The 13,144-nt window shown below is 52.1% G+C and carries 6 protein-coding genes and 2 pseudogenes; 7 read left to right on the top strand and 1 reads right to left on the bottom strand.

From position 1 onward, the window contains the following. Positions 1–590: 590 nt before the first annotated feature. Together ACQ86O_RS15385 and ACQ86O_RS15390 are read left to right on the top strand one after the other, a co-directional pair. The gene (locus tag ACQ86O_RS15385) at positions 591–1,028 is read left to right on the top strand and encodes a hypothetical protein (protein ID WP_431221841.1); all 438 of its coding nucleotides are present in this window, start codon (positions 591–593) and stop codon (positions 1,026–1,028) included. Further along, positions 1,025–5,755, top strand: a complete 4,731-nt coding sequence (locus ACQ86O_RS15390) for an FKBP-type peptidyl-prolyl cis-trans isomerase (protein WP_431221842.1) — start codon at positions 1,025–1,027, stop codon at positions 5,753–5,755. Before ACQ86O_RS15385 ends, ACQ86O_RS15390 begins: the two co-directional genes overlap by 4 nt. Positions 5,756–5,811: 56 nt before the next feature. Here ACQ86O_RS15390 and ACQ86O_RS15395 read toward each other — a convergent pair. Continuing rightward, positions 5,812–7,250, bottom strand: a pseudogene (locus ACQ86O_RS15395) (AMP nucleosidase). An 845-nt stretch (positions 7,251–8,095) separates the two neighbouring features. Between ACQ86O_RS15395 and tssB the strand changes: the two are divergent. The 5 genes and pseudogenes from tssB to ACQ86O_RS15420 all read left to right on the top strand — a co-directional run bounded on the left by tssB (position 8,096) and on the right by ACQ86O_RS15420 (position 13,143). Continuing rightward, positions 8,096–8,595 (top strand): annotated as a pseudogene (gene tssB, locus ACQ86O_RS15400) (type VI secretion system contractile sheath small subunit). Between the two features lie 35 nt (positions 8,596–8,630). Beyond that, a complete protein-coding gene (gene tssC, locus ACQ86O_RS15405) occupies positions 8,631–10,172 on the top strand; it encodes a type VI secretion system contractile sheath large subunit (protein WP_431221843.1) in 1,542 nt (513 codons plus the stop codon). A 15-nt stretch (positions 10,173–10,187) separates the two neighbouring features. Then, positions 10,188–11,525: a type VI secretion system baseplate subunit TssK gene (gene tssK, locus ACQ86O_RS15410; RefSeq protein WP_431221844.1), complete on the top strand. Its 1,338-nt coding sequence runs from the start codon at positions 10,188–10,190 to the stop codon at positions 11,523–11,525. Next, the gene (tssL, locus tag ACQ86O_RS15415) at positions 11,522–12,184 is read left to right on the top strand and encodes a type VI secretion system protein TssL, short form (protein WP_431221845.1); all 663 of its coding nucleotides are present in this window, start codon (positions 11,522–11,524) and stop codon (positions 12,182–12,184) included. The genes tssK and tssL overlap by 4 nt, the downstream gene beginning before the upstream one ends. A gap of 35 nt (positions 12,185–12,219) precedes the next feature. Continuing rightward, on the top strand, positions 12,220–13,143 hold the full coding sequence (locus ACQ86O_RS15420) for a hypothetical protein (RefSeq protein WP_431221846.1): 924 nt from the start codon (positions 12,220–12,222) through the stop codon (positions 13,141–13,143). Position 13,144 lies beyond the last annotated feature (1 nt).

Here is a 13,144-nt window from a genome sequence, read left to right on the forward strand (position 1 = left end):
AATGCGAAGTCTTCTCGACTGTAATTCTCTTTAATGGATGCCTGGTTAAAAATTAAGCAATAAACTTATGTTACTTATTGATATTATTAATGTTATTAATTGGCGAGGTTATGATTTTTATTTTGTATTGGGAACAGACTGGCGCAGAGGTTCGAGGTGGCTACAGCAAGGGCCTTTTAATCGTTGGTGTCACATGGCGCTGTTTTAATGTGGCATTTCGGCAAGTTGGTGACCAGGATGGTTGCTGGATATAAAAAATATCAGTATTATTTTGCACTTCATAATCGTTGTATGCTGTTACGCCGGTGTTTGGCGCACGGACACTATTGCACTGTGGCGTTCAGGTATTGATATTGGCTGGGGTTGGGTTATCTATTCGTAAAATCAATATGAGATGGCGAATTATGTGATGACAGAAGGCACTCAACGGTCTTATTATAACTTTAGTGAATGTTTTCCAGTGGTCCAATGCCAGAGTGCCTCTTCCTTTATTAATAGCTGAAAAACGCACAGCATATTTATCAGGGTCATGCCCGATACTGTCTGTTTTGGACACATCGGTAACGGAATTTTTTTGAAAGGAACTTTCAATGATTAGCAACCAAAAGAACCTCTGTTTAGGCGCAATATTATGCAGTGGTTTGTTGCTGGCAGGTTGCCAGAATACAACAAAGACCACATCGCAAAATAATCCTCAGGTTACTTCTACCGTAGAAGCTCCCCCTCAGCAGATCAGTGTGGATCCCGCCCCCGTTCGTGAAGAGCCAAAAACCAACAAGATCGGCCTGTGTCAGAGCGAATTGGCTTCATTAAAGCAGATCAACCCAAAAGCCTACGCAGTCAAACAAGCCTACTTCAACCGTCTGGTTAATAATGCCTCCGTATATAGCGCCGTACGTGGCGATGTTAATGCGGCGACCAAAGATACTCTTGACGCATTGTACAAATTTAAAACCAACCAACTGTGTGCCGATATTGAACGTGAAGTCCTGCAAGGCCTGATCCGTAGAGGAGAAAGCGTGAAATGAAACGCAGGATATATTGCGGTGCCTTGCTGACGTTGGCGTTACCGCTGGGGGTACAGGCTGAAGAGATCAGCGCTTCTGAGGCCAATACGTTGAGCTCACTGGAGGCGATTACTCGCCAGGTGGACGAAGCCCCTGCGTTGTTGTTTTTAACGCCTTCGCAAATAGATACGGCAGAACCTGCGAAAAACAATAAAAAGCCGGCAAGCAAACCTAACGCGTTGGCAAAGTCGGCGGATGATGGCACCAGCGGGCGCATTCGCGAAATGAAAGCACTGCAGGCAACCATCAACCAGCTAAAGGCAAAAATCAGTGGGCAGGAGGCTGCCCTCGAGCAATTACGCCGTGCGCAACCCCAACAGCAAACGTCGTCCTCTGAAATTACCCGCTTGCAGCAGGCTATTAAACAAAGCCAGTTGGAGAACACGCAGTTGCAGCAGCAATTGGCGGCTCAAGCGAAGGAAAGCGAACAAAAGATGCAGCAGATGAAACTGTTGCAGCAAGATCAAAGAACCAACGGGCAATTGCAACAGCAGTTGGCAGTGCAGACCAAAGACAGCGAACAGAAAGCGCAACAGATCAAGCAATTACAGCAAACATTGCAACAAAATCAGCAAGCTATTGCCAAATTGCAGGACCAGTTGGCGGTCCAGACCAATGATAACGCACAGAAAACCCAACAAATGAAGCAGTTGCAGCAAAACCAGCAGGCGCTGGCGAAGTTGCAAGAGCAGTTGGCGGCGCAGACCAAAGACAGCGAACAGAAAGCCGCGCAGGTAAAACAACTGCAACAGGCCAGTGCCAAACTGCAGGAGCAGTTGACGGCGCAAACCAAGACCAATGAAGAAAAAGCGCAGCAGGTAAAGCAACTGCAGCAAGGCCAACAGGCACTGGCAAAATTGCAGGAGCAATTGGCGGCACAGACCCAAGACAGCGAGCAAAAGGCCCAGCAGGTTAAACAGTTGCAAGAGCAGTTAGCGCTCAGCAGCAAAGATTATGCTCAGCAATCTCAGCAGGTAAAGCAACTGCAGCAAGGCCAACAGGCATTGGCGAAATTGCAGGAGCAATTGGCGGCGCAGACCAAAGACAGTGAACAAAAAGCTGAGCAAGTGAAACAGTTGCAGCAAAGCAGTGCAAAACTGCAAGAGCAGTTGGCGGCGCAAGCCAAGAGCAATGAAGAGAAAGTGCAGCAGGTAGCGCAACTGCAACAAAATCAGCAGGCGGTCGCCAAGCTGCAAGAGCAATTGGCCACCCAGACCAAAGACAGCGAATACAAAACCAAACTGGTTAAACAGTTACAAGAACAGTTGAATGCTAGTAATAAAGACAGCGCACAGAAAACCCAGCAAGCGTTGGCGAAGCTGCAAGAACAGCTGGCAGCACAGACCCAAGACAGCCAGCAGAAAGCCGAGCAGATTAAACAGCTACAGCAGGCTGGCACCAAACTGCAAGGGCAGTTGACGGCACAAACCAAGAACAATGAAGAAAAAGCGCAGCAGGTGAAACAACTGCAGCAGGGCCAGGAGGCACTGGCGAAACTACAAGAACAGCTGGCAACACAGACCCAAGACAGCCAGCAGAAAGCCGAGCAGATTAAACAGCTGCAGCAGACTGGCACCAAACTGCAAGAGCAGTTGACGGCACAAACCAAGAACAATGAAGAAAAAGCGCAGCAGGTGAAACAACTGCAGCAGGGCCAGGAGGCAATGGCGAAGCTGCAAGAACAGCTGGCAGCGCAGACCCAAGACAGCCAGCAGAAAGCCGAGCAGATTAAACAGCTGCAGCAGGCTAGCACCAAACTGCAAGAACAGTTGACGGCACAAACCAAGAACAATGAAGAAAAAGCGCAGCAGGTAGCACAATTACAGCAAAACCAGCAGACGGTCGCCAAGCTGCAAGAGCAACTGACGGCACAGACTAAAGACAGCGAGCAAAAAGCCCAGCAGGTTAAACAGCTGCAGGAACAATTGGCGCTTAATAGCAAAGATTACGCCCAGCAATCTCAGCAGGTGAAGCAACTGCAGCAAAACCAGCAGACGGTCGCCAAGCTGCAAGAGCAACTGACGGCACAGACTAAAGACAGCGAGCAGAAAGCCCAGCAGGTTAAACAACTGCAGGAACAATTGGCCGCTCAGACCAAAAATAGCGACCAGAATCTGCAACAAGTGCAGCAAAACCAGCAGGCACTGGCGAAACTGCAAGAGCAACTGACGGCACAGACTAAAGACAGCGAGCAGAAAGCCCAGCAGGTTAAGCAACTGCAGGAACAATTGGCGCTTAATAGCAAAGATTACGCCCAGCAATCTCTGCAGGTGAAGCAACTGCAGCAAAACCAGCAGACGGTCGCCAAGCTGCAAGAGCAACTGACGGCACAGACTAAAGACAGCGAGCAGAAAGCCCAGCAGGTTAAACAACTGCAGGAACAATTGGCCGCTCAGACCAAAAATAGCGACCAGAATCTGCAACAAGTGCAGCAAAACCAGCAGGCACTGGCGAAACTGCAAGAGCAACTGACGGCACAGACTAAAGACAGCGAGCAGAAAGCCCAGCAGGTTAAGCAACTGCAGGAACAATTGGCGCTTAATAGCAAAGATTACGCCCAGCAATCTCTGCAGGTGAAGCAACTGCAGCAAAACCAGCAGACGGTCGCCAAGCTGCAAGAGCAACTGACGGCACAGACTAAAGACAGCGAGCAGAAAGCCCAGCAGGTTAAGCAACTGCAGGAACAATTGGCGCTTAATAGCAAAGATTACGCCCAGCAATCTCAGCAGGTGAAGCAACTGCAGCAAAACCAGCAGACGGTCGCCAAGCTGCAAGAACAGTTGACGGCGCAGACTAAAGACAGCGAGCAGAAAGCCCAGCAGGTTAAGCAGTTGCAGGAACAGTTGGCGCTTAATAGCAAAGATTACGCCCAGCAATCTCAGCAGGTGAAGCAACTGCAGCAAAATCAGCAGGCGGTCGCCAAGCTGCAAGAACAGTTGACGGCGCAGACCAAAGACAGCGAGCAGAAAGCCCAACAGGTTAAACAACTGCAGGAGCAGTTGACCGCTCAGACCAAAAATAGCGACCAGAATCTGCAACAAGTGCAGCAAAACCAGCAGGCACTGGCGAAACTGCAAGAGCAACTGACGGCACAGACTAAAGACAGCGAGCAGAAAGCCCAGCAGGTCAAGCAACTGCAGGAGCAATTGGCGCTTAATAGCAAAGATTACGCCCAGCAATCTCAGCAGGTGAAGCAACTGCAGCAAAACCAGCAGACGGTCGCCAAGCTGCAAGATCAGTTGGCAGTACAGGCCAAGGACAGCGAGCAGAAAGCGCTACAGATGGTGCAACTGCAACAAGCTAGCGCCAAACTGCAAGAGCAACTGGCGGCGCAGACCAAAGCCAGTGAACAGAAAGTGCAACAGATCGCGCAATTGCAACAAACGCAACAGGCTGGCCAGCAGGGTAACACCAAGCTGCAGGAGCAACTGGCGGCGCAGGCCAAAGACAGTGAGCAGAAAGCGCAGTTGATCGCCCAGTTGCAGAAAACCCAGCAGACGGGCCAGCAGGAAAGCACCAAGCTGCAGGAGCAACTGGCGGCGCAGGCCAAAGACAGTGAGCAGAAAGCGCAGTTGATCGCCCAGTTGCAGAAAACCCAGCAGACGGGCCAGCAGGAAAGCACCAAGCTGCAAGAGCAACTGGCGGCGCAGGCCAAAGACAGTGAGCAGAAAGCGCAGTTGATCGCTCAGTTGCAGAAAACCCAGCAGACGGGCCAGCAGGAAAGCGCCAAGCTGCAGGAGCAACTGGCGGCGCAGGCCAAAGACAGTGAGCAGAAAGCGCAGTTGATCGCTCAGTTGCAGAAAACCCAGCAGACGGGCCAGCAGGAAAGCACCAAACTGCAGGAGCAACTGGCGGCGCAGATCAAAGACAGTGAGCAGAAAGCGCAGCAGATTGCCCAGTTGCAACAGGCCCAGCAAGAGAGTGCCAAACTGCAAGAGTTGTTGACTGCGCAGACTAAAGAGAACGAGCAGAAGACGCTGGATCTCAAACAACTGCAGCAAAAACTGACGGATGCGGAGAAACAACAAACTGCGAATGTAGCGGCGATAAAAGATCCTAAAACCGAACAGGAAAAACGCGATTACGCGATTGGTACTTCCTTGGGCAATGACATCCTGAGTTTACTTAACAGTAAAAAATCTCAGGGTGTGGATGTGAACCGCCAATTGGCGTTGGCAGGTGTTGCTGATGTGATCAACGGCCAGACTAAAATGGCCAAAGAGCAGATTGCCAAAGCGCTGTATGAAAGTGAGCTGGAGCTGAATAACCAGCATAAAAAGGCTAAGGGACAGAACGAGAAGAAAGGCACTCAGTATATCGACAAGTTTAAAAAACAGCCGCGTGTAGTCAAGTCTGCGCAGGGTTTCTATTACCGTGTCGATTATGCGGGTGACAGTGCGATTGCCGAGGGCGACACTGTGGCCGTCGTGGTGAAAGAAAGCCTGACGGATGGCAAAGTGATCAAGGATATGGATCTGGCTGGCACCTCGATTTCACAACCTCTGAGCGCTTACCCGCCACTGTTCCGCGAAGCCCTTGGCAAGTTGAAAAACCACGGCAGCATGACATTAGTGGTTCCGCCAGAATTGGCCTATGGCGATAAAGGGATGGTTCCGGATATCCCGCCGGGTGCCACTATGGTCTATAACGTACGGATCCTGGATGTAATACCGGCCTCCGGTCAGTAAGCCAGCGAGTGGAAACAACCCCGCCAGTATTTTGGCGGGGTTTTTGCTTTTTTAAATCAGCGGAATGGCGGTTCGTTGAAGGTACGAAGTTTGCGTGAATGCAGATGTTCGCCTTCGGCCCGCAGTAAATCTATGGCGCAAATGCCGATCTGCAGATGTTCGGAGATAGCCCCTTCGTAGAAGCGGTTTGCCTGGCCTGGCAGCTTTATCTCGCCATGCAGCGGTTTATCCGATACGCATAGCAGCGTGCCATAAGGCACACGGAAGCGATAACCCTGGGCGGCAATGGTGGCGCTTTCCATATCAACGGCTACGGCCCGGCTAAGATTAAAACGCAGCGCGGAGGCTGAATAGCGTAATTCCCAGTTACGATCGTCGGTAGTCACTACCGTGCCGGTGCGTAACCGTTGCTTTACCGCCTCACCGGGCATACCGCTGACCATTTTGGTGGCGTCATACAGCGCACGTTGTACTTCTGCGATGCTCGGGATTGGAATATCCGGCGGCAGTACCGAGTCCAATACGTGGTCATCACGCAGATACGCATGGGCCAGCACATAATCCCCGATCGACTGGCTTTCCCGCAGGCCACCGCAATGGCCAATCATCAACCAGGCATGAGGGCGTAGCACCGCCAGATGATCGCAGATGGTTTTGGCGTTTGAAGGACCGACACCGATATTGACCAAGGTGATCCCCTGGCCATCGTTGGCAATCAGGTGATAAGCCGGCATCTGGTGATTTTTCCAGGCCAGATCGGACACGGTCTGTTCTGGGTTGGCCGTTTCGGCGGTGACGTAATGGCCCCCGCGCAGGACAGTGCAATATAGGGGCTGGCAGGATCGGCGATCTGGCTACAGGCCCAACGAACGAATTCGTCCACGTAGCGGGTGTAATTGGTGAAGAGTACAAAATGCTGGAAATGCTCCACTGGCGTACCGGTGTAGTGTCTCAGGCGGGCCAACGAAAAGTCTGTACGCAGCGCATCAAAATGGGAAAGTGGGAAATGATTGGCAAAAGGGAACAGGCCATCTGCGGTTTCATCGCCAATCTGCGCCAATTCGGTGGTAGGGAAGTGTTTGGTTAACCCGGCACTCATGGTTCTGTCCAATGCCAGACCGTCGATCACGTAGGGGAACGGGATCTCCTGCTGTGAGGGAACCACTTCAATAACGGCGTCATATTCGTTTTCCAGCAGCGCTAATTGCTCTGCCAGATAAGGGCGGAACAGCTGTGGCCTGGTAATGGTTGTTGTGTAATTACCTGGCCTGGTAAAGCGGCCATAAGCACGAGCTTTAGTGGGGTTAGGTTGGTCGCCTTTCCAGCGGACACGCAGTTCCGGGTAGGAAAATAGCCCCTGCACGCGGGCCTGCGCCTCAGGCAGCGTGCCATGAGTGATAAATTCCTTGATGGCTTCACGCAATGTGGCTACTGAGGCGTCATACAATACTTCAAGTCTATCGAGGGCCTGTAAGGCAGTTAGCGGCGTTGTCATTGGTTTTCCTTGGTACTTGCGATACCTCAGCATAGCGTAAAGCCAAGGGGGAATGTACATACTCGTTGCCTTTCCAACTGGGCGACCAGCGTACAATTTCAAATCCATAGGTAAGCTTTACCTCCCGACGCCGGGTGTTTCCCCTGGCGGGGGTATTTAAGAAAGATCCTGTTGTGCTGAAATATTGAACGCATTAAGGCTAAGGATGAATGATTAGTAAATGGCAATAACCGTTGGCGAAATATTAATGAATCACCTGTATTCGAGATTAAAATAAGCGCGAATATATATTGTTAATTAATTCAATGCATTCATGTTGATTATTTTTCAAAAGAAAACCACTTTCATGGTGAATGGTTTGTGGTGATTTAACCCGCGATAAGTCACTAATTTCTTGATACAGATCGCTTTATTGTAAAAAGGATATCTCAGTCAAATCGTGCCCAGTTGAGGGGATAGGTGTTGAAGGTTCATCGGCTATTTGCTTATATATCGCACTTTTCCGTTGTTTTATTCAGAATATTCTCAGTAAATAATCTATCTTTACAAGTAACGAATTCACCTAGTTAATATTTGGGAAAGAAAATGATATTGACATAAGAATCCCCTTAAGATTAACTTATGCATTGCAGTGACTTAGAACAAAGTCACACCTACTAACCTTATTCGTAAATATATTTTATGTTTCTTTGTGTATTCATTCCTTAAGTGAATGAATTTCCCTGCGCTTACGCTGCTAATACATCACAGCGTCAGTTTGACGTTTTTGTCAGGCAAGGATTGCCGTTGTGCTACACCTGAACAACCGCAGTCCTTTCTTAATCGCTCAGTTAATAAGGATTGTTATGGCCTCCTCCAGCTACCAAAATGAGATACCGCGTGCGCGCGTTAATATCAAACTAGACCTCCACACCGGTGGCGCCCAGAAAAAGTTGAACTACCTCTCAAATTAATGGTGATGGATGACTACAGTAACGGGAAAGAGCACCGCTCACTGTCAGAACGCGAAAAAATATCCGTCAACAAAAACAACTTCAACAGCGTCCTCGCAGAATTCAGTCCGTCCGTCAGGTTGGTAGTGGAAAACACGCTGGCCGGAGATAACAGCGAAGAAAACATCGCGCTCACCTTCAAAGACATGAAGGACTTTGAGCCAGAGCAGGTAGCACGCAATATCCCGCAACTCCGAGCATTGCTTTCCATGCGCAATCTGCTGCGCGATCTCAAATCAAACCTTCTCGACAACGTGACATTCCGCAAAGAGCTGGAAACCATTCTCAAAGATGACTCTTTAAGCGCCGAGCTGCGCACTGAACTGGCCGCGCTTGCCCCGAAAGAAGCGTAAACCCTGAGCTGGACTTAACACGCGAGAACATTCTGATGTCTGTAAATAACGAAATCACCCAGGAAAACCAGACGACCGTGCTGGAACAGCCGCAGGAAGGCAGTGTTTACGCCTCTCTGTTTGAAAAAATCAATTTAACGCCGGTGGTTGCGCTCGGCGATCTGGATGCTTACAAGGATAACACCGCCCTGTCTGAAACCACGGCTGATGAACGCGTTACTGCTGCTGTTCGGGTGTTTCTGGAGCGTCTGAAGCAGTCTGGCCAAAAAGTAGAACGCCTGGACAAGAACCTGCTGGATCACCATATTGCCGATCTTGATCAGATGATCAGCCGCCAACTTGACGTGGTAATGCACCATCCAGAGTTTCAGAAAGTGGAATCGTCCTGGCGTGGTCTCAAGCAATTGGTCGACGGCACCGATTTCCGCCAGAACGTGAAGATTGAAGTGCTGGATATTTCCAAAGCCGACCTGCGCCAGGATTTCGAAGACTCACCAGAAATCATTCAGAGCGGTATGTACCGCCATGCCTATATTCAAGAGTATGACACCCCAGGCGGCGAACCGATCGGCGCGGTGATCTCTAACTATGAATTTGACGCCGGGGCGCAGGACATTGCTCTGCTGCGTAACATCTCCAAGGTGTCGGCTTCTGCACATATGCCGTTTATTGGCTCCGTTGGTCCAGCCTTCTTTGGCAAATCGAGCATGGAAGAAGTGGCCGCCATCAAAGATATCGGCAATTACTTCGACCGTGCCGAGTACATCAAGTGGAAATCATTCCGCGATACCGACGATGCCCGTTACATCGGCCTGACCATGCCGCGCGTGTTGGGGCGTTTGCCTTACGGCCCGGACACCGTACCAGTGCGCAGTTTCAACTATGTTGAAGAAGTCAAAGGCCCGGACCACGAGAAATACCTGTGGACCAATGCTTCATTTGCCTTTGCCACCAACATGGTGAAAAGCTTTATCAAGAACGGGTGGTGTGTCCAGATCCGTGGGCCACAGGCTGGTGGCGCGGTGAGCGATTTGCCGATCCACCTGTATGACCTGGGCACCGGGAATCAGGTGAAGATCCCATCAGAAGTGATGATCCCTGAAACCCGCGAGTTCGAGTTTGCCAACCTGGGCTTTATCCCGTTGTCGTATTACAAGAACCGTGATTACGCCTGCTTCTTCTCCGCCAACTCTACGCAGAAACCTGCGTTGTACGATACCGCAGATGCCACGGCCAATAGCCGTATCAACTCGCGCCTGCCGTACATTTTCCTGCTGTCGCGCATTGCCCATTACCTGAAGCTTATCCAGCGTGAAAATATCGGCACCACCAAAGATCGCCGTCTGCTGGAGCTGGAGCTGAACAACTGGGTGCGCGGATTGGTGACAGAGATGACCGATCCGGGTGACGATCTGCAAGCCTCCCACCCGCTGCGTGATGCCAAAGTTGAAGTAGAAGACATTGAAGACAACCCAGGTTTCTTCCGCGTGAAGCTGTATGCCGTGCCGCACTTCCAGGTGGAAGGGTTGGACGTCAATCTGTCTCTGGTTTCCCAGATGCCAAAAGCGAAAGCGTAATACGCCGGGGTTGTGATGAAGATTTACCGTCCATTATGGACTGAAGGGGCCTTTTTGGCCCCCCAACAGTTCCAGCAGCAAGCGAATTGGGAGGCTTATCTCAATGACTGCGTGGCACGTCTGGCCCTGGCTTACCCTTGGGGGGTTTTGAAAGCCGAGTTTGATGAAGGGGCACTGGCGGTATCGCGCCTCAATGCGCAGCATCTGGTGATTCGTTTTCCTGACGGTACGCTGATGGATTCACAAGTGTCTGACCATCTTCCCCCGGCACTGGATACGTCACTGCTCCGTGAGCGTGACTCCGCGACGGTGTTGCTGGCATTGCCATTGCTGCATGCTAACGGTGGCAATGTGGCAAGCAACGGTCACAGCGAACGTCCGCAGCGTTATCGCCAGGAATGGGCTTCGGTGCAGGATCTGTTAGGGGAAGACAGCACGGATATGGCGGTGATGCGCTATGCGGCCTCACTGCGCTATGAACATGAAGAAAATAACGAATATCTGACTTGTCCGGTTGCTCGCCTGATCCGTAACGGACAAGGGCAGTGGAGCCTGGACGCGACCTTTGTTCCTCCTTTGCTGGCCTTCTCAGCCAGCCCTTCTCTCCAGGCACAATTATTACAGCTAACCCGCCAGCTAAAGGCTAAACGCCAGCGTCTGATGGGGATGCGCCGCGAAAGCAATCAACGCATGGCGGATTTCGCCGTGGCGGACGTTTCGTTGTTCTGGCTGCTCAATGCGCTGAACAGCCATGAGCCAGTGCTCAATGCGCTGATGGCCCAACCGCAGTTGCCTCCAGAACTGATCTATCGCGAACTGGCCCGTCTGGCAGGCAGTTTGCTGACCTTCTCACTGGAGCATGATACGGACGCGATCCCGGTGTATCAACACGCAGCACCCGAGCAGGTGTTTCCGCCACTGTTTGCTCTGTTGAGTGAACTGCTGGAAGCCAGCCTGCCTTCACGGGTATTGGCGATCGAACTGGTGCGTGAAGGTAACTTCTGGAAAGGCGCATTGCATGATGCCCGTCTGCGTGAAGAGGCCGATCTTTACCTCTCGGTGCGTTCAACGTTGCCAGCCCATCAGTTGCAGTCGCAATTCCCACTGTTATGCAAAGCAGGTAGCCCGGATGATGTGGCCGACATCGTCAATGTGGCGCTCAACGGTGTGCCATTGAAGCCGTTGAGCCACGTGCCAGCGGCCATTCCGATGCGGTTGGAAAACCAGTATTTCGCGTTGGAACTGACTCACCCGGCCGCTGTGGCCATGTTGGCTGCGGGCAGTTGTGCGTTCTATGTGCCGGGGATCCTGGGTGACATCCAGTTGGAACTGTTTGCGGTGCTGCGCTCATGACCCCAACGCTACCTGACGTATCAATTGCCGTGGACGATATTTTCCATGACACCTGGCTGATGGTGTGCCAACTGCGTAACGGGGTGCCAGCGCAGGACGGTCAGGCGCTGTATCGGAAGGCTTGTGCACAGATAGATGCGGCAAGGCAGGCCCTGGAAGCTGCGGGCATTGCCGCATCAGCAGTGGAACATATGCTTTATGCCCAATGCGCTTTGTTGGATGAAACCGTGATGGGGCGCCAGGCGCAAGATTCTGGCTACAGTGAATGGCTGAAGTCACCGTTACAGGCCCGATATTTCAACACGCTGTCAGCCGGGGAACTGCTGTGGGAGCGTATTCGCACCGTGCTGCACGATCCGGCTCCCGATAGGGCGGTTTTAACCTGTTTTCATCGCGTATTACTGCTTGGGTTCAGCGGGCGTTACCGCGAGGACGGGAATCAACGGCGGGAAGACGTTCTGGTGGCCTTGGCTCGCCAGGTTCCCGCGTTCACTCTTCCGGTGAAGGATGCCTTGGTTATCCGCCCGCCAGCACGCCGCTACCGTTCAGGCCGCCGCACGCTTTGGTGGCGCTGGCTGGCCCTGGTCGTGGTGCTGGCAGGTTTATGGTGGGGACTGGATACCGCCTTGCAGCAACTCGTCCATCAGAGACTGCCATAAGGATACAGGATGAGTGTGGCATTGAAGCGGGTCTTATGGTGCTGGGGTGGGGGGCTGTGCCTGATGGTTGTCTGGGGTTTTTACCCCTGAGCCTCACAGGCCGTTGGGGAATAACGCTACTGGTTATTCTGCTGGTGGCCGCAGTCTGCGGGTGGTTGACCCGTTCGGCACATGCTCTCAATGCCAAGATTGAGTTGGCGACGACGCCGGTACTACCGCCAGAAGGGTTTGATGGCGTGTTGGTGCTGGTTTGTGGTGATGGCGCGCCGTTGTTATTTGATGCCAGTGAACGGCGCGAGGTCCGCCAGGGTTGGTATCTAGCGGCCCCGACACCAGAACGGTTTTTACACACGGTGCAATGGATTGCTGCTCATCACCCCATCTGGTTACCACAGATTGTAGTGATGTTAAGCGTGGTGCCTGAACGGCATACCGATGAAGCTCAGTTGCGTGGCGATCTGTATCAATGGCGGGTGGCGGTTAATCAGTGCCGTTCATGGTTGCCGGGTGAACCGCTCGTGATCCTGTGCGGCTATTTGAGCCCGTTGGTTACTACCCGCGCCGCGCAGGCTCCGCTTTGGTTTGCCGAGGTGGGTGATGCCGCCGGGGTCTCGGTCTGGGGTGTGGATAGCAGCGTGATGCCTTACCCGCGTTGGGCGCAGGAGTTTGCAGGTAAAACGCGGTCCGAGCGGTTTATGCAGGGCATCGCGGTTGAAAGCTTTATGAACTGGCTGGCGGCAGTGGTGATGGATGAATGGCAGTGCTCCAAAACGGCGCTGCCGGTTTTACCGGTTAGCCTGTGGGCGGTGAACTTTACCGCGTTGATGGGAAAGGAAAATAACCTGTGGCAGCAATATCTGCGTGAACAAACGACGCTCAGCGCACCGTTAATCACCGAGCCAGCTCCATTGCCTTTTCCCGACTCTTTTTACCCTTGCTGCCACATCGTCAGGGGCTGAC

Source organism: Serratia sp. L9 (assembly GCF_050632285.1).
In the GTDB taxonomy this organism is placed as follows: Bacteria; Pseudomonadota; Gammaproteobacteria; order Enterobacterales; family Enterobacteriaceae; genus Chania.

Excerpts from the sequence above, each read along its gene's own strand:
- ACQ86O_RS15385 (WP_431221841.1), top strand. The coding sequence starts at position 591 with ATGATTAGCAACCAAAAGAACCTCTGTTTAGGCGCAATATTATGCAGT.
- ACQ86O_RS15390 (WP_431221842.1), top strand. The coding sequence starts at position 1,025 with ATGAAACGCAGGATATATTGCGGTGCCTTGCTGACGTTGGCGTTACCG.
- tssC (WP_431221843.1), top strand. The coding sequence starts at position 8,631 with ATGTCTGTAAATAACGAAATCACCCAGGAAAACCAGACGACCGTGCTG.
- tssK (WP_431221844.1), top strand. The coding sequence starts at position 10,188 with ATGAAGATTTACCGTCCATTATGGACTGAAGGGGCCTTTTTGGCCCCC.
- tssL (WP_431221845.1), top strand. The coding sequence starts at position 11,522 with ATGACCCCAACGCTACCTGACGTATCAATTGCCGTGGACGATATTTTC.
- ACQ86O_RS15420 (WP_431221846.1), top strand. The coding sequence starts at position 12,220 with ATGGTGCTGGGGTGGGGGGCTGTGCCTGATGGTTGTCTGGGGTTTTTA.